Below are 17,112 nucleotides of genomic sequence, written 5' to 3'. Positions count from 1 at the left end.
GCCCCTAGTGTGCTGAGTCGTTAGTTCGGCGTTAGTTGGTTGGGTGCGGTATGCCGAGCCCGAAGGTTGAGCCAGTGCTGTTGTCTGATGACGAGCGGCGGGTTTTGGTGGCGTGGAGTCGCCGCCGGAAGACGGCGCAGGCGCTGGCGGTGCGGTCGCGGATTGTGTTGCGGTGCGCCGAAGGCGGCACGATCGGGCAGGTGGCCGCGGACTTGGGTGTGTCGCGGGACATGGTGTCGAAGTGGCGATCACGGTTCCTGGCCGGCCGGCTGGAGGGCTTGGCGGACGAGCCCCGGCCCGGTCGGCCGCGGGTGATCTCCGATGCTCAGGTCGAGCAGATGATCACGAAGACCCTGGAGGAGACTCCAGGGCAGGACACGCACTGGTCGACCCGGTCGATGGCCTCGTCGACAGGTATGTCGCAATCGGCGGTGTCGCGGATCTGGCGGGCGTTCGGGCTGAAGCCGTTGATCGACGACGCGGTCCCGACAGACCTCGACCCGCACCTGGTGCTGGACAACTACGCCACCCACAAGACTCCGAGGTCAAGAAGTGGCTGCTGCGTCATCCGCGGTTCCATCTGCACTTCACCCCGACCAGCAGTTCGTGGCTGAACCTCGTGGAACGCTGGTTCGCCGAGCTGACCAACCGCAAGCTCCGCCGCTCCGCGCACCGCAGCGTCACCGAACTCGAAGCCGACGTCCGCACGTGGGTCAACGAAGGGAACAAGGCCCCGAAATCGTTCGTCTGGACCACAACCGCCGTCCTGATCCTCGACACCCTCACAGCATACTGCCGCCGAATTAACGACTCACAACACTAGCGCCGGTTGGGCGGCGAGCGTCACGCCCTGTCATTGTCGATCCCGCTCGTCGAGCCCGTGACCACCGCGGTACTGCCCTTAAATCCGTCATGGGGCGGCCTGATCCTGTGCTATATCTTTGAAATTCCGTTCTGATCAGCGCATATCCGGGATCTACGAGAACGCAGTGACGTGGTCGGTGGCGAACTGCTCGAAGGAGCGGGCGGGGCGACCGAGGAGCGACTCGACGTCTTCGCTGACCCACTCGGCGTCGCCACCCGCGGTCAGAAAGAACGCTTGGGCGTTCATCTGGGCGATCAACTCGGGGACGCCGGCCCGGATCATCGTGTTCTTGTCCTCGTCGAAGCTGAGTTCCCGGTAGGTGATGGTCCGACCGAGCAGCTTCGAGAGCACGGCGGCCACGTCGTAGTTGGAGATCAGCTCAGGGCCGGTGAGCCAGTAGGTCTTCCCGGCGTGCGGGACGGGAGAAGCGGCGATCTCAGCGGCCACCGCCCCGACGTCACGGGCGTCGACCATGCCAGTCCGGCCTTTGCCTGCCGAGGAGCCGAAGCCGCTGGTTTTGGCGATCGCCGGCGCCAGCACCAAGACGTTTTGCATGTAGGCGTTCGATCGCAGCAGCGTGTGGGCCAATCCCGAAGCGGCCAGGCCGGCTTCGATTTCGGTCTGCCCGCGCCGCCGGGCGATGGGCGAGTCGGCCGACGCCTTGCTGGTGGCCTTCACGACGTGCTCGACGCCGGCCGAGACGGCGCTGGCGACTACGTTCAACTCCTGGGCCGGCACGGCCTGGCTTACGAGCACCACCGCCGTGACGCCGGACATCGCCTCGTCGATGCTCGCCGGGACGTCCAGGTCGCCCACGGCGATCTCCGCACCCGCGTCCGCCAGGGCCTTCGCCTTTTCGGGGTCCCGAACCAGCACCCGGACGGGCACTTGCCGCTGCGCGAGAAGGCGTACTGCTTCGGAGCCGACCTTCCCTGCCGTCGTCACGAGAATCATGAGGCTTACTCTCCGTTCGCTCAAACTGAGCTGCGTGACCCAGTCTTGCGCTCATCGACTGGGCTGTCAAACTCAGAATGTTGCTAGGCTGGGGCCATGGTCAACGACACGCCTGGCCGGCCGAGGATCACCCCCAAGGGGGAACGCACCCGGGCTCGGATCGTCGACGAAGCCGCCCGCTTGATCCACGAACGCGGAGTCGCCAGTACCACCCTCGACGACGTCAAGGCGGCCGCGGGAGTCAGTGGATCACAGCTCTACCACTACTTCCCCGACAAGGAAGAACTCGTGCAGGCGGTGATCGACCATCAAGCCGACACCATCCTCGACAACCAACGACGCGCCGACCTTGGCAGCGTCGAAGGGGTCCAAGCCTGGCGAGACATGCTCATTGCCCAGGCGAAGAGCACCAAAACCAAGGGAGGCTGCCCCCTCGGATCGCTCGGTGGTCAACTCGCCGAGAGCGACCCCGAAGCTCGCGCCCTTGTCGCCACCGGATTCGAGCGGTGGTCGACCGCTATCAGCGACGGGCTGCGAGCCCTTCATGCCGCCGGGCATCTCCCGGCCGACGTCGATCCCGACGACCTCGCCGTCACCCTCCTCGCCGCGCTCCAAGGAGGCCTCCTCCTCGCCCAGGTCCAACGGAGCACCCGTCCCCTCGAGACCGCGGTAGACACCCTCCTCGCCCTCGCCTCCAGCAGATAAGCCCAAGGCGGGTCCGGGCACCTGCGGTAGTACTAGTCGTTGCGCCGCAGCACTTTCGCGTAGGTCACGGGCTCGATTTCCGGTCTTCACGCGGAGTCGTCCTGTCTTGTCGACTGTTCCGGGCTACGACGCCGCCGTCGGGCTTCACCGGTGGGCTCGGAAGAACTCCCTGAGGTCGTGTGCGAGCAGTTCAGGTTCCTCGTGAGCGGCAAAGTGTCCGCCGCGGGGCATGGGCGTGTACCTCGTGACGTTGTACGTGCGCTCGGCCCAGCTGCGGGGTGGCTGGGTGAGGTCCGCCGGGAATAGGGCAACGGCCGTCGGCACGGTCACTCGTTCGACCCGTCTGGTCAAGTGCCTGGCGTATTCGTAGTACGGCCGAAACGACGTCGAGATTGTATTGGTAAACCAATAGAGAGACGCCTGGGTGAGGAGGAAGTCGTCGCTGAAGCGGGAGGATAGGTCGCCCCCGCAGTCGCTCCAGGCGCGGTACTTCTCGATTGTCCAGGCAAGCAATCCAGCCGGCGAGTCGGCCAAGCCGTAGCTCAGTGTGAGCGGGCGCGTGGCTTGTACGTGCTGGTACCCGCCTTCCTCTGCGGACCATTCCGCGATGGAATCGAGATAGGCACGCTCCTGGGCGGTCACGCTGGACTCGGCGTAGGCCACCGGGTTTGCGACCGCCATCAGGTGAATGCCCACCACGGCCTCGGGATGGGCTTCACCCAGCCGGGAGGTGATACCGGCACCCAGGTCGCCGCCGTGAGCGCCGTAACGGGTGAAACCCAACTCAGCGTGCATGAGCCGGTGCCAGAGCTCGTGCGTCTGCAGCGGGTCGGCCAGTGAGGGGCGCTGTGGCGAGAAGGCGAATCCGGGCAGCGACGGGACGATGACGGTGAACGCGTCCTCGCTGGCGCGTCCGTACCGCGACGGTGCGGCCAGCCGGTCGGCGAGGCCGGTCAGTTCAAGGAACGAGCTGGGCCACCCGTTGGTCAGGACAATCGGCAGGGAGCCGGGGCGTTCCCCGTCGAAACGGAGATAGTGGACCGGTGTTCCGCCGATGTCGGCGACACGGTTCGGGAGGGCGTTGATGGCCGCTTCCTGGGCACGCCAGTCGTAGTCGGACGCCCAGTAGGCAACCAGTCGCCGCAGCTCGCCGGAGTCGGTTCCGGTGTCCCAGCCGCTCGTGGGCCAAGGCGTCGGCCACCGCGTCCCGAGCAGCCTCGAGCGGAGTTCGGCGAGTTCGGCGAGTTCGGCGTCGGTAACGGCGAGCACGGAGTCGTCAGGGGGCATGGAAGTCTCCTTCATCCGCGCCGAATTCGGGGGGACCGGGTGAGACGCGAAGGCGTGCGTCACGCTCCAGGCCAGCCGGAAGGATCGACGGTCCTGGCGATCGCGGCCCGTGTCACTGCTCGTGGTTCCGGCTCGATCGCCAGCAGGGCATGCATGATCATCCCTTCGAGAAGGGCATCCAGGCGTACGGCGTTGTCCGCGCCGACATAGCGGGCGAGAACCTCTTGGCTGCTCTTCGTCCACACGTGCATCAGGGCGCGCAGCTCGGGGTTGCGGAGCGCCGCGAGGTGGAATTCGAAACCGAGGACCGCGCTGCGATGCCGTGCGGGGCCTCCGTGGACGAAGTCGACGAGGATCTCGACGAACTGCTCGTGGGTTTCGACATCGTCGAACACGCTCTCGAACACCACGGTCTGCTGCCCGACGTACCTGGCGAACGCCTGCACCTGGAGGTCGGCCAGGTTGGCGAAGTGATAGGTGACGGAACCGAGCGGCACGTCGGCGTGAGCGGCGATGTGCCGGTGCGTCGCGCCTGCCATCCCGTGTTCCACCAGGACATCCAGGGCGGCGTCGAGAATGCGCGTCTTGCGGTCCGGGTCGTGCCGACGAGGACGTCGCTCCGTCCCCGCCTTGGCGGGAGCCTGGCGCCGGACCTTCGTGCGACCCCGTCCAGGAGAACCCGACGACGGGGCGGTGCGCGCCCAGCGGTGGCGGAGCCGCCACCGCACCACCGACGGCGCTTCGCCGAAGCGGACGCCGAGACAAGCATCCGCGGCGTGGCATGCTGGGGGTGGGCATGACCTTTCGCCCGCTCGACGCCTTACGTGTGCAGGTCCGCACCGCCCACGGCCATGATCCTGGCCCCACCTCAGCCACGATCTCGGCGGGGGCAACCATCCTGGCCGAGACGAACGTCCTCTTCTGCCGCGATGCGCGCGTCTCGCTGCGTGTTGGTCATGCCTTGCGGTAGACCCGGCCGGAGCGGCTGGGGTGGTATTTTCCCTGGTCGAGCACCGCGGTTCCGTTGACGAGCACGTACTCGATACCCCTCGGCGCGGCCACGGAGTCGAGGTAAGTGGTGGTGTCCGCGATCTCGGCGAGGTCGAAGACCACGACGTCGGCGGCGCCGCCCGCGCGCAGTCGTCCGACGTCGGAGAGGCCGACGCGGTCGGCGGCCAGCCCGGTCATCTGGTGGATCGCCTGTTCGAGGGAGAGCAGCCCCTCGTCGCGGACGAAGTGCCCGAGCATGCGGGGGTAGGCGCCCACCGCGCCACGGTTGGGTTTGCCCTCCCCGGTCACGATGGCGTCGGTCTCCAGTGCCGTGTACGGCAGGCGCAGGACCTCCCGCAGCGGCGCGTCCGAGCGCAGGCTGCCGGCCGAGCCGACGACCAGCATCATCGTCTCACCGCGGTCGGCGACGACGAGTTCCATGGTGGCATCGAAGGGATCCTTGCCGATCCGCGTGGCGAATTCGGCGAGCGACATCCCCTCGAATTCCTTGAACCGGTTCGAACCGATGGTCAGCAGCACGATGTTGTCGTAGCCCAGCGACGCGATCATGTTGTCGGTCCAGCCACCGGCCGGGGTCGGCCACCGGGGCCGCTCGTTGTCGATGGCGTGACGGATCAGAGCGCGGCTGCCGGAGTCGGCGAGGCGGCCGACGACGGCGTCCATCCCGCCTTCGAGGGCCCACGGCGGCAGCAACGCGGCGAGCGTGGTGTTGCCCGCGATGTAGGCCTGGCAGTCGGTGGCGATGTCGATACCGCGGGATCGGGCCGACTGCAGCGTGTCGATCGCGAGGCCGATCCGCGGCCAGTTCGCCTCGCCGAGCGCGCACAGGTGGGAGAACTGCGTCCGGACGTCGCCGTGGGCCGCGATGTCCACCACCTCGGACACCGCGTCGACGAGGGTCTCGGACAATCCCCTGCTATGACAGGTGAACAGGCCGTCGCGACGGCCGACCGACGTGGCGAGGCGGGTGATCTCCGCCGTGCCCGCATACATGCCCGGGGCGTAGGCCAGCCCCGCGGACATGCCGTACACACCGGCGTCCAAGGCCTCGTCGAGCAGTCTGCCCAGCTGCCGGAGTTCGGCGGCGTCCGGGTCACGTTTCGCGAAGCCCATGGTGGCGATCCGCAACGCGCCGTGCGCGGCGAGCGGGACGACGTTCAGCGCGACGCCCTGCTCGGTGAGGGTGTCGAGGTAGGCGCCCATCGTGGCCCAGCCGGTGACCGAGCCGCGCGAGCGCAGGAACGACGTGTAGTCCCTCATCTCGGCGCCGAACTCCGGATTCGCCGGCGCGGGCGCGAAGCCGCAGTTCCCGGTGACCATGGTCGTGATGCCCTGGCGCAGGAAGCAGCCGAGGATGTCCTCGTGCGCGGGATCGGCGAGCACGAAGTCGGAGTGGCTGTGGATGTCGATGAAGCCGGGCGCGACGACCTTGCCGGTCGCGTCGATCTCGCGGTGCGCCGTGATCCCTTCGGGTAGCACGCCGACGTAAACGATGTGCCCGCCGGTGATGCCGACATCGGCGGTGAACGCGGGCGCGCCCGTCCCGTCGACGACGAGCCCGCCGCGGATGAGAAGGTCTAGCCGCATGTCCGACACCTATCGTTGTGATTCCGGTCCTCGTCCACCGCGGTGAAGGTTCCCGCGGTCTCCATCGCCAGGTAGACCGCGCCGATGGCCGGCGTGGCTTCCGGCGGGTGCCAGGCCAGCAGCAGGGACGGTTCGGCGCCGTGCCGCCGCACCCGCTCGGCGAAGTACCCATCGCCCGAGACGCCGCCAGCTAGCGAAAACGGGATCTCGTGGCTTTCGTTTCCGCGCACCGCGCGCGCGGCCGCCGCGGCGATCTCGACCAGCGAGCGGGCCACTCCGTCTACAATGGACAGCGCGACCTCGTCGCCGCCCTTGGCCTCGCGCAGCACCATGGGTGCGAGCGCGGCCACCTGCGACGGCTGCAGATGGAAGTGCATGTGATCGATGATCGCGTCGGTCCGGCTCAGCCCGAGGTGGCTCAGGACCGGGTCCCGCAGCGACGTCGCGGGACCCATGCCGTCCTGGTGCCGCAGCAGCGCGAGCAGCGCCCGCCGCCCCATGTCGTAACCGCTTCCCTCGTCACCCAGCGCCGCGCCCCAGCCGCCCGCCCGCGCCTGCCTTCCGTCGTGCCGGGCGAACGCCACCGCCCCGGTACCGCAGATCGCGACCACCCCCGACGGTCCCGCCCCGAACGCGCCCTTCCACGCCGCGACCGCGTCGTTCTCCAGCCGCCACACGATGTCCGGCGCGATCTCGCGCAGCGCCGCGGCGAAGGCGACGGCGGTGTCCTCAGTGTCCAGACCCGCGGTACAGACCGCCGCGTACACCGCGTCGTCGGCAGGCAGGCCTCCCAACGCCTGGCGAACCAGCGCGACGGCACGCCGAGCCGCCACCGGTACCCCGTGGCGATGCACATTGGAACCCGGCCCGCCCGCCCGCGCGAGCACCGTTCCGTCGACGCCCGTGGCCACGCACCGCGATGAGGTGCCGCCGACGTCGATTCCGACGAAGATCATGCGAGCAACCGCCGGATGTCCTTCGTGACTTCCTGCTGCACGGCCACGGCCGCCCCGCGAAGGGTTCCGTCGGCCCCCAGTTTCGAAAAGACCACCGCCGGCGGATGCGGCAGCACATCGGCGAGCCGCTCGCGCAGCTCGCGCGGGAGCTCCGCACCGTACTGCAGGATCTCCTCCCCCAGCACGATCACGGCCACATCGAGGACGGCCGCCACCGCGACACAGGCGAACGACAGCAGTTCCACGATGTCCGGGCCGTCCTCGTGCCCGAGCGAATCGAACAGGGTGGCTTCCAGCGCGCCGAAGTCACGTGAGCCCCGCAAGCCGGGCATGACCGGCAGGTAGCCGATCTCCCCGGCCGCGAAGTGCACGCCCCGGTGCAGCGCGCCACCCAAAATCACCCCGGCGCCGAGGCCGCCACGCAAGCCGAGCATCACCAGATCCGAGACCCTCTCGTCGGCGAAGGCGTGCTCCCCCAGCGAAGCGAGGTTCAGGTCGTTGTCCACCACGACCGCCGCAGCGCCCGCCGCTTGGAGATCGTCGCGGAGCTTCACGTCGCGCCAGCCGAGGCTGGGCGCCCATTCGATGGTGCCGGTCGTCGGATCGGTGACACCGGGGACGGCCACGCCGATACCCACGAGCCCGTCGAGGGACGCCGCGTGCCGGGTGACCCAGCGGACGAAGGCCTGCGGCGAGCGCAGTGCCGACTTGGGCAGGTCAGCCGTGGATCCTCCGACGATGTCGCCGCGCAGGTCGACGAGCGCCCGCCGCGGCGGGGCCGAGCTGAGGTCGAACGCCAGCGCGACCCGCGAATCCGCCCTCAGCTCGTACAGGTCCCCGCGGCGCCCGCCGGTGGCCGGTCCGGAGCCCACCGTCGTCACCAGGCCCGCCTTGAGCAGCGTGGTCACCACCGCCGACACGGTCGGCGAGCTGAGCCCGGTCTCCCGGGCGATGTGCGCGCGGGTGACGGACTCGTGCCGCCGCAACACGTCGATGACGGCCGCCAGGTTGACGTCCCGGATGTCCCCTCGGTCTGCCGTGCGAATCTCAAGCATAGGTAGGTAGCCGATTCCCCATCTGGTCGAAGACGCCGAGCAGCCGCGGTGAGTCACCGGCGTCGCCGATGACGGCGATGTTCGCCCGCGTGACGAACGACTGCATGCGGAATCCCATCACAACCGTCGCGCCCACCGGAGCGGTACGCGGGGTGCCGCTGATGAAACCGTAGTAGTCGATGCCACCGAACCCCCCGGTCTCGCCGGCTCCCGCCCCGAAGAACTCCTCGCGATGCTCGGCGAGCTCGGCGGAGGTGCCGCCGACCTTCACCTGACGGCGGAAGCCGGGGTCGAGCCAGATCGGGTCGTCGACGAAGAACCCGCCGCCGTAGACGTAGGCCCGGTCGCCGACGTGGTGGGCCACCTCGGTCACATAGCAGGCCGCCGGGATTTCGGGCAGATCCCGCCTGAGGTGGAACGGTGTCGTGCCGAGGAAACCGTGGCCCGGCTCCACATGGGTCGCGCCGAGCCGCGCCTGCGTGGCGAGCGTGTACGCCGAGGTGTTGCCCGGGGCGTTCACCTGGCGCACCTCGATGCCGAGCCCGGTCAGGAGGTCGCGGGCTTCCAGCAGGGTTTCGAAGTTGCCGGTCGGGCGGGGCTCCGCGGCCTCGGAGTAGGCCAGCGCGGGGAACGTGGTGACCCCGTCGATCCGCACCCCGGGCAGCGCGGTGATGGCGCGGGCCGTCTCCGCCAGCTCGTCGATCAGGATGCCGCCGTCCATCCCCGGCAGGTAGGTGTCGCGGCCCGGGTCGGAGACCCGCAGCAGCAGCCCCTGCACGCGTCCCTGGCGGGCGGCCTCCAGCGCGATCTGACGCGCCTTGGCCAAGCTGAAGACCGAGATGACCTCCGGTTCCAGCGCGATGATCCGGGGGAGGTCGATGGTCGGCACCTGGACCAGGTTGCCGATGTGCCCGAGCCCGAAACCGTTGGCGGTCAACGCGGTGGCGTCGGCGATGTCGACCGCCACGGTCTCCCGGCCGCCCTCGCCCGTCAACGCCTTCGTCACCAGCGGGTTGCGGCCGATCTGCTTGGTCATGAAGTACAGGCTCAGGTCGAGGCGGTCCGCCTCGGCGCGGATCGCCGCCCCGTTCGCGGTGATCGCGTCCAGGTCGAGCACGAATGTGTTCGGCGGGATCTCCCGCCGCAGCGCGAAGCCGCCGGCGGCGCGCAGCAGGGCGGGGTTACGGCGTTCGAGCAGTTCAAGAAACACGGGCGGGCTCCCCTCCGGAAACACTGAAATCGATGTCGAGCCGGTCGCCGCCGGGGCCGAAGGCCAGCGCCCGCCGCCAGTCGACGGCGATCTCGACCGGTGTGTCGACGGCGAGCGCGTTCTCCTCGCTGCTCACCGCGACGATCTCTTCCCCCTTCGGGGTGTGGACGGTGTACTTCAGCTGGCCGCCGAACACCTCGCGGGTGTAGATCCGCAGCGCGGACCCGTCGGCGGGCCGCAGGGTGACGTGCTCGGGGCGCACCCCGAGATCGAACTCGTCGGGAAGATCGCCCCGCGGTGGCCCGGACAGGACGAGTTCACCGCCGAACGCCTCCAGCGTGCCGTCGCCGGAGTGCCGCACGCTGAGCAGGTTGAACGGCTGCACGCTGACGAAGTCGGCCAGCCACGCCGACGTGGGCCGGCGGTAGAGCTCGAGCGGTTCGGAGACCTGGACCAACCGGCCGTCGCGCATCACCGCGACCCGGTCGGCGATCCCCATCGCCTCTTCCTGGTCGTGGGTGATGAACACCGTCGTGGTGCCGAATTCCTTGTGCAGCTTGACGAGCTCGGTCCGCAACTGGCGTCGCAGCTGGGCGTCGACCGCCGAGAACGGTTCGTCCATGAGCAGCAGGGCCGGGCGGGACACGAGTGCCTTGGCGATGGCGGCGCGCTGGCGTTCACCGCCGGACACCTCGTGTGGTTTGCGGCCGAGCAGGTGCCCGATGCGCAACCAGCCCGCGACCTCGTCGATGCGCGCGGTGATTTCGGCGGCGGCCACCTTCTGCAGGCGCAACGCGAAGCCGATGCTCTGGCGCAGGGAGAGATGCGGGTACAGCATCGACGACTGGAACACGACGGCGACGTTGCGGCGCTCGGCGGGGACGTCGGTGACATCGTCCGTGCCGAACCGCAGGCGCCCTTCGTCGGTCGTTTCCAGTCCCGCGAGGACACTGAGCAGCGTGGTCTTCCCACTGCCCGAGGGGCCGAGAATGGCCAGCAGCTCCCCCGCTTCGATATCGAGGCTGACGCCGTCGAGGGCCTTGCGCGGCGACTTGCCGTACCGCTTGGTGACCGCGTCGATGACGACACGCACCTGGAGTGATTCTGTGTGCATGGGGACATCCATCTCTAAAGACCGACCAGGTTGACCTTGCGGATGTACCGCTGGAAGATCGCCGCGACCACGAGCGGCGGGATGAGACCGAGCACGGTGGCGCTCGCCACCTCGGTCGGGACCGAGACCTGGAAGAACATGCTCGACAGGGCCGCCGGGAACGTCTGTGCGGACGTCCCGGTGTTGAAGATCAGCGCGAAGGTGAACTCGTCCCACGAGGTGAGGAACGCGATCACCGCCATGGCGGTCATGGCCGGGCGCGAAGCCGGGACCACGATGCGCCAGAACGCCTGCCAGCGGGAACAGCCGTCCACCTGCGCGATGCGTTCGAGCCCGGGCGGCAGGCCGCCGAAGAAGCTGGTGCCGATCCACACGAGCAGCGGCACGGTGATCGTCAGGTGCGCGATCACGAGTCCCGTCTTCGTACCGGCCAGGTTCAGTGCCTGGTACAGCGTGAAGAACGGCACGGTCGTGGCCACCGGCGGGATGGCCCGGGTGGCCACCACGGTGAGCAGGCCCGCCTGGCGGAAGCGCATCTGCACCCGTGCCAGCGCGTAGGCCGCCGGCACCGCGACGAGCATGCTGAACACCGTCACCAGCACGGCGACCTCGGCGCTGTTCAGCAGGCCCTCGCGGATCAACGGGCCGTAGGCGTTGGGCTCCAGGTGCGAACCATCCCAGTTCCGGGCGGTACCGCCCAGTAGGCGCACGTAGTTCGCGAGCGTCGGCTGGCCCGGCAGCAGGTGGATCTCGGCGGAGCCGAATTCGTGGTGGTACATCAGGGAAATGACCACGATCCACGCCAGCGGCGCGACCGACCACACGAACGCGATCAACGCCAGCAGGTGGATGATCACCTTGCGGCGGACAGTCATCGTCAGCTCACCTTCTTCTCGCGCCGCGACGACGACATGGCCATCGCGTAGTAGCCGGCCGTGACCGCGGTGAGGACCACCAGCAGGACCCACGACGTGGCGGCGCCGGTGCCGAAGCTCTGGTCCTGGAACGTCTGCTGGTAGATGTCGTAGGTCAGTGTCTGGGAAGCCCCGCCCGGCCCGCCCGAGGTCAGGAAGTAGATGAGGTCGAACGCGGTCGCGGCCTGCCCGCCCACCAGCACCAGGAAGATCGTGAGCGGCAACCGGACATACGGCATGGTGATCGAGGTGAACCGGCGCAGGATCCCCATTCCGTCGACCTTGCCGAGCTTGTACAGGTCCTCCGGGATCACCTGCAGGCTCGCCAGCAGGAAGTAGGCACCCAGCGGGGCGAACTGCCACGCGTGCACGATGGCGAGTGACGGGAGCACCGTGTTCTGGGACAGGAAGTCCACAGGGGACAGTCCCAGCTTTTCGAAGATCCCGGCCAGCAGGCCGTACTGCGGGCTGAAGACGTAGCGCCACACCACACCGGCCGCGTACGTCGACAGGGACCACGGCAGCACGATGACGGCCATCAGCACCGGCCGTCCGATGAACCGTTCCCGCAACAGCAGGGCCATGCCCAGCGAGACCGCCGCGGCCAGCACGGTGACACAAGCGACGTAGTAGATCGTCAGCCAGGCCGAGTGCCAGAAGGCGGGATCGGTGAACACGCTCTGGAAGTTCTTCAGGCCGACGAAGTCCTGCCGGCCGGTGAGGGGGTTCGTGTGCACGAAGCTGAGGTAGAGCGAGTACGCCACCGGGTACACGACGATCGCCAGCAACAACAGCAGTACCGGCGCGACGAGCAGGAAGCCGAACCGGGTCGGGCTCAGCCGTGAGCTGAACGGGATGCGGGCCGAGGCCGCGCCGCGCGCCTTCGGCGGCCGGGCCGGAGCGATGGGCTCAGTGACCGTAGACATCGATGAGACTCTCCGCCTTCGTCCGCAGGTTCTTCACGACGGTCTTGGCGTCCTCGTCGCCGTTGACCGCCTTGGGCAGTTCGTGGGAGGCGAAGTTCATCCAGGTCGGTCCCCACGTGGTGTGGAACAGGCTCGTCGCGGCCTGCGGGTTGGTGAGGTAGTCCCGCAGTACCGGCAAGTTGGTCTCCGGGTCCGGCAGCCACTTCGCGACCGACTCGGCCAGCTCGGGGCTGTTGTTGACCTCGGTGTAGCCCTGGGTCATGTAGTAGTTCTTCGCCCACGCCATCGGGACGTCGAACTCGCCGGTGCGCTGATCGCGGTAGCCGAAGTGCTGCGCGAGCCGGTAGGACTGCGCCAGGACGTCGTCGCCCTGGCCGTGATCACCGATCAGGTAGGCGCCGACGTGCAGCATGCCCCAGTGCTGCCCCTGCTGGGGTACCGGGACGATCTTGCCCGCCACCTGGGAGGTCGCCGGATCGGCGAACGTCTTCAAGTCGTACTGCAGCTGTGGCGAGTAGGCGACGCCGCCCTTGGCGAAGGTCTCGGTCCAGTCGGACTCCTGGAAGGTCAGTACCCCTTTGGGCACCAGGCCTTCGTTGTACAGATCGCGCCATTGCCGGAGCATGTCGACCACGGCCGACTGCTCGTCGAAGACCGGCAGCCCCCCGTCGCCGAACAGCGGGATGTTGCGGTTGAGGGCTTCCTGGAGGAAGCCGAAGGTGATCCCGAACCACGGCGCCGACCAGAACGACGGCAAGTAGGGCGTGTCGGTCGCGCCCCGTTTCTTGATCAGCCGCACCTGCGCGTAGAGCTCGTCGTACGTCTTGGGGTAGTCGCCCTCGAGGTTCGCCTTGCGGAGCACGTCGGTGTTGGCGAACAACGCGCCGTTGACGAAGGCGAAGTACGGCAGGCCGATCAGGCTCCCGTTGACCGTCAGCGCCTCGCGCACGGCGGGGACCATCTCGCGCTTGGCGTCCTCCTTGGCCCAGAATCGCTCGAAGTCGCGGATCCAGCCGGCTTCGTAGTAGGCCTGCGGCATGTGCCAGAGGCTGTACACCATGTCGAGTGGGGTGTTCTGCCGGAGCAGGTTGGTCATGAGCGACGGGTAGTCCCCCGCGATCACGCCCAGATCCACCTTGGTGCCGTAGGTCCGCTCGAAGTCTTTGACCGCGCCGCCGACGAAGTCGGGGTAGGCGCCCCAAATGCGCATGTTCAGGCTCGCGCCACCCGTGGCCGGGGCGGATAACGGCGGCCCGCCACGCGGAGTGCGCACCTGGCTCCCCGCGCAGGCGGCCAGGCCCGGTCCCGCGCCGAAGGCGAGCGCGGTCAGCCCGGCGGCCCGCAGGAGCCGTCGTCGTGACAGTTGAGACATGGGGACCTTTCTTTGGAAAGTTTCCTAAGGTTTACTCATGGAGTTGATCACTGTCAAGAGACGCCTCGCTTCGAGGCACGAAGGAAGGACGACCGTGACGCAGACCTTCGAGAAGGCCCGGCCGAGCAACGCCGGGACGACGATGTGGACCGAGATCGCCGAGCAGCCCGAGGTGTGGCGGCGCGGCCTCGCCGAGCGCCGCCGCATCGAGCCCGTCACCGCGGCCGTGCGCCGGGCGGCGCCACGTTTCGTGCTCTTCGCCGCCCGGGGGACGTCCGACCACGCGGCCCTCTACGCCAAGTACCTGTTCGAAGTGGTCCACCAGATGCCGGCCGGGCTGATCTCACCGTCGACAGTGACCGCCTACGGCGCCCGCCCTGACCTGCGCGATGTCCTGGTCGTCGCGGTCAGCCAGTCCGGCCGGTCGCCGGACCTCGTCCAGACCGTCGAGGCGAGCAGGCGCCACGGCGCGCTGACCCTCGCGGTGACCAACGACGCCTTGTCGCCGCTGGCCCAAGCCGCGGAACTGCACATCGACATCCTCGCCGGGCCCGAACACGCCGTCGCGGCGACGAAGTCCTACACCGCCCAGCTGCTGAGTCTCTACCTGCTCGTCGACCAGCTCCGCGGCGGCGACGGCGAGGCGGCCGCGGTGTTGCCCGAGGCGGGCGACCGGCTGTTGGCGCTCGAGGGCGACGTACGGCGCAGCGCGGAACAGCACCGGGACACCCCGCGCTTCCTGGTGACCGGCCGGGGCTACTCCAGCGCGACGGCGCACGAAGCGGCGCTGAAACTGATGGAAACCTCGTACCTTCCGGCCCAGGCGTTCTCCGGCGCCGACCTGCTGCACGGCCCCATCGCGATGGTCGACTCCGAGACGAAGGTCCTCTTAGTCGCACCTGACGGCGCGGGCGGCTCGGCGATGCGGGAGGCGATCATCAGGCTCCGCGACCTGGGGGCCGAGACGCTGTGCGTCGGCGGCACCGAGGCCGTGGCCGGATCGAGCCGCGGCATCGTGCTTCCGCCCGGTCTGTCCGAAGAGGTCTCCCCGATCGCCGAAATCGTGCCGTTCCAGCATTTCGCCCTGCATGTCGCCCTCGCGCACGGCAACAACCCCGACTCGCCCAGGGGGCTGTCGAAGGTCACTGAGACGCGGTGAGGCACCCGCCGCCTGCCCGGTCGGCGCGCTGGTGATGTGCGCGTTCTCGACGATCGGTGAGCGGATTTCGGGAACTTTCACGCTGGGACCTCATCCTTCACCGATGCGCATCGCCAATCTGGCCGGTCGGCTCACGCTCCTGCACGCGGGTGGCGGTATCGACGTGGAGAAAGCCAGCGACGGCCGGTTCCCGGCCGACCCGCAACGCGTCTACGAACAATGGGACGAGTTCGTCGGCTGGGCCGGTTCGGCGCGGGGGCTACCGGCCGAACCGTACGACGCCGGGCAGCTCGGCTCGCCGGCACCGAAGCCGTCGCAAGTCTTCGCGATCGGCCTGAACTACCGTGACCACGCCGTGGAGGCCGGCTTCGCCGTTCCGGCCGCCGATCCCCCGGTCTTCACCAAGTTCCCCGCCTGCGTCACCGGTCCCTACGGGGAGATCGTCCTTCCCCGGGAGGGCCACACCGACTGGGAAGTCGAACTCGTCGCGGTGATCGGCCGCCGGGCGGAGCGGGTCGGCCGGACCGAGGCCTGGTCACATGTCGCCGGCCTGGCGGTCGGCCAAGACCTGTCCGAACGGCGGTCCCAGCTGGCCGGGCCATCCCCGCAGTTCAGCCTGGCCAAATCGTTCCCGCGGTTCGGGCCGATCGGGCCGTGGCTGGTCAGTGTCGACGAGTTCGCCGACCCCGACGACCTGGCGATCAGCGCGTCCCTCAACGGCGAGGTCGTCCAAGACGGGCGTACCGGTCAGCTCATCTTCGACGTGCCGTCCATCATCGAGAGGTTGTCCGCGGTCGTCCCGTTGTCGCCCGGCGACGTCATCTTCACCGGCACTCCGGCCGGTGTGGGGATGGGCCGTCAGCCGCAGCGGTGGCTGGCGGCCGGTGACGAGCTGGTCAGCTCCATCGAAGGAATCGGCGAGCTACGCCATCGCTTCATCGACCAGGAGGCACCATGCCCGTGATCAGCTGCGGTGAGCTCGACACCTACTACGAAGACCACGGCAGCGGCCCGGTGATCGTCTGGCTACCGGGGACGGGGCTGCGGGGCTCGACCTGGGAGCTGCAGGTCGAGCACTTCCGGGATCGCTACCGCTGCCTGACCGTGGACCTGCGCGGCAGCGGTGGCACCGGCGGAGCCGGCCCGGAGTTCACGGTGCGGGACCTCGCCGCCGACGTCGCGGCGTGGCTCGACGAGCTCGGCGTCACCACCGCGACGGTGATCGGCCTGAGCCTGGGATCCGCCGTCGCCCAAGAGCTCGCCCTGGCCCGGCCCGATCTGGTCGAACGGGTGGTACTGCTCGCGACCTGGTCGTCGTGCGCCGCCGAACATCACCTCCGGAGGCACTTCGAGTCACGCCTGTACGCCTTGGAACACGGCCCGCTGGACGTCTACGGCCAGTTCGGCTTCTGGATGTCCTCGCCCACGCTGTTCGATCTCGAGCCCGATCGCCAGATCGAGGTCGAGCGCCTGCTTCGCCGGCACATGTCGGCGAACACGGAGGGAACAGCCGGCCCACGCGTCGTGGTCCTGTGTGACGTCAGTTCGTCCATGCGGCCGTACACGCCACTGTTTCTCGGCTTCGTCCACTCACTGACGAAAACCGTGCGACAGGTCGAATCGGCCGTGTTCAACGTCGAGCTGGTCATGGTCACCGAACTGTTCCGCCGGACACGGCTGAACCGGGCGCTGGCCTGGCTCAGCCACCACGAAGTGGCGTTGTCGGGCGGCACACGCATCGGTCATTGCCTCAACGGCTTCCTCGACGACCTCGAGCGCCGCGGGGCCCTTCGCGCCGACACGATCGCAGTGATCCTCAGCGACGGCTGGGACGTCGGTGAGGCAGATCTCCTGCAGGACGGCATGCGCCGGCTCCGTGGTCAGGTCGGCCGGGTCGTCTGGTGCGATCCGCACGCGGCGAGCACGGATTTCCGGCCCCAGGTGCAGGGACTACGTCTGGCACTGCCCTATGTGGACGATTATCTCGACTTCTCCAG

At 68.7% G+C, this 17,112-nt stretch carries 15 protein-coding genes and 1 pseudogene; 5 read left to right on the top strand and 11 right to left on the bottom strand.

Annotation, left to right across the window (positions count from 1 at the left end; translation table 11 throughout):
- Window positions 1-50: 50 nt before the first annotated feature.
- Window positions 51-823: pseudogene (locus tag VGP60_RS14965) on the top strand (helix-turn-helix domain-containing protein).
- A gap of 153 nt (window positions 824-976) precedes the next feature.
- On the opposite strand, the gene VGP60_RS14960 reads toward VGP60_RS14965, so the two are convergent.
- Entirely contained in the window at window positions 977-1,819 is an 843-nt protein-coding gene (locus tag VGP60_RS14960; protein ID WP_327548598.1) for an NmrA family NAD(P)-binding protein, read from the bottom strand.
- A 96-nt stretch (window positions 1,820-1,915) separates the two neighbouring features.
- Between VGP60_RS14960 and VGP60_RS14955 the strand changes: the two genes are divergently transcribed.
- On the top strand, window positions 1,916-2,524 hold the full coding sequence (locus VGP60_RS14955; RefSeq protein ID WP_327548597.1) for a TetR/AcrR family transcriptional regulator: 609 nt from the start codon (window positions 1,916-1,918) through the stop codon (window positions 2,522-2,524).
- Between the two features lie 144 nt (window positions 2,525-2,668).
- Here the strand turns inward: VGP60_RS14955 and VGP60_RS14950 are convergent, their stop codons facing one another.
- The 10 genes from VGP60_RS14950 to VGP60_RS14905 form a co-directional block, all read right to left on the bottom strand.
- Entirely contained in the window at window positions 2,669-3,811 is a 1,143-nt protein-coding gene (locus tag VGP60_RS14950) for an epoxide hydrolase family protein (protein ID WP_327548596.1), read from the bottom strand.
- 59 nt (window positions 3,812-3,870) lie between these two features.
- Window positions 3,871-4,539 (bottom strand): TetR/AcrR family transcriptional regulator, encoded by a 669-nt coding sequence (locus VGP60_RS14945; protein ID WP_327548595.1) that lies wholly within the window; start codon window positions 4,537-4,539, stop codon window positions 3,871-3,873.
- Window positions 4,540-4,765: 226 nt separating this feature from the next.
- On the bottom strand, window positions 4,766-6,409 hold the full coding sequence (locus VGP60_RS14940) for an N-acyl-D-amino-acid deacylase family protein (protein ID WP_327548594.1): 1,644 nt from the start codon (window positions 6,407-6,409) through the stop codon (window positions 4,766-4,768).
- On the bottom strand, window positions 6,400-7,365 hold the full coding sequence (locus VGP60_RS14935) for an N-acetylglucosamine kinase (protein WP_327548593.1): 966 nt from the start codon (window positions 7,363-7,365) through the stop codon (window positions 6,400-6,402). The genes VGP60_RS14940 and VGP60_RS14935 overlap by 10 nt, the downstream gene beginning before the upstream one ends.
- On the bottom strand, window positions 7,362-8,420 hold the full coding sequence (locus tag VGP60_RS14930) for an ROK family transcriptional regulator (protein WP_327548592.1): 1,059 nt from the start codon (window positions 8,418-8,420) through the stop codon (window positions 7,362-7,364). The genes VGP60_RS14935 and VGP60_RS14930 overlap by 4 nt, the downstream gene beginning before the upstream one ends.
- Window positions 8,413-9,630, bottom strand: a complete 1,218-nt coding sequence (locus VGP60_RS14925) for an alanine racemase (protein WP_327548591.1) — start codon at window positions 9,628-9,630, stop codon at window positions 8,413-8,415. Before VGP60_RS14925 ends, VGP60_RS14930 begins: the two co-directional genes overlap by 8 nt.
- A complete protein-coding gene (locus VGP60_RS14920) occupies window positions 9,620-10,744 on the bottom strand; it encodes an ABC transporter ATP-binding protein (RefSeq protein ID WP_327548590.1) in 1,125 nt (374 codons plus the stop codon). Before VGP60_RS14920 ends, VGP60_RS14925 begins: the two co-directional genes overlap by 11 nt.
- Before the next feature lie 14 nt (window positions 10,745-10,758).
- Window positions 10,759-11,619, bottom strand: a complete 861-nt coding sequence (locus tag VGP60_RS14915) for a carbohydrate ABC transporter permease (RefSeq protein ID WP_327548589.1) — start codon at window positions 11,617-11,619, stop codon at window positions 10,759-10,761.
- A gap of 2 nt (window positions 11,620-11,621) precedes the next feature.
- Window positions 11,622-12,584, bottom strand: a complete 963-nt coding sequence (locus tag VGP60_RS14910; RefSeq protein ID WP_327548588.1) for a sugar ABC transporter permease — start codon at window positions 12,582-12,584, stop codon at window positions 11,622-11,624.
- Window positions 12,568-13,956: an ABC transporter substrate-binding protein gene (locus VGP60_RS14905; RefSeq protein ID WP_327548587.1), complete on the bottom strand. Its 1,389-nt coding sequence runs from the start codon at window positions 13,954-13,956 to the stop codon at window positions 12,568-12,570. The genes VGP60_RS14910 and VGP60_RS14905 overlap by 17 nt, the downstream gene beginning before the upstream one ends.
- Window positions 13,957-14,098: 142 nt before the next feature.
- Here VGP60_RS14905 and VGP60_RS14900 point away from each other — a divergent pair, with 142 nt between their 5' ends.
- From VGP60_RS14900 to VGP60_RS14890, 3 genes are all read left to right on the top strand, one after another.
- Window positions 14,099-15,115, top strand: coding sequence for an SIS domain-containing protein (locus tag VGP60_RS14900; protein WP_327548614.1), 1,017 nt, complete (start codon window positions 14,099-14,101; stop codon window positions 15,113-15,115).
- Between the two features lie 103 nt (window positions 15,116-15,218).
- Window positions 15,219-16,079 carry a fumarylacetoacetate hydrolase family protein gene (locus tag VGP60_RS14895; protein WP_327548586.1) on the top strand — a complete coding sequence of 287 codons (861 nt, stop codon included), beginning with the start codon at window positions 15,219-15,221 and terminating at the stop codon, window positions 16,077-16,079.
- Window positions 16,070-17,112: alpha/beta fold hydrolase (locus VGP60_RS14890; RefSeq protein WP_327548585.1), on the top strand; the 1,043-nt coding region annotated here is incomplete at its 3' end. The genes VGP60_RS14895 and VGP60_RS14890, both read left to right, overlap by 10 nt.

Origin of the sequence: Amycolatopsis sp., from assembly GCF_036008905.1 — a bacterium.
In the GTDB taxonomy this organism is placed as follows: Bacteria; Actinomycetota; Actinomycetes; order Mycobacteriales; family Pseudonocardiaceae; genus Amycolatopsis.
Note: the sequence above shows the minus strand (reverse complement) of the source record. Positions and strands in the feature narration are given on the sequence as shown.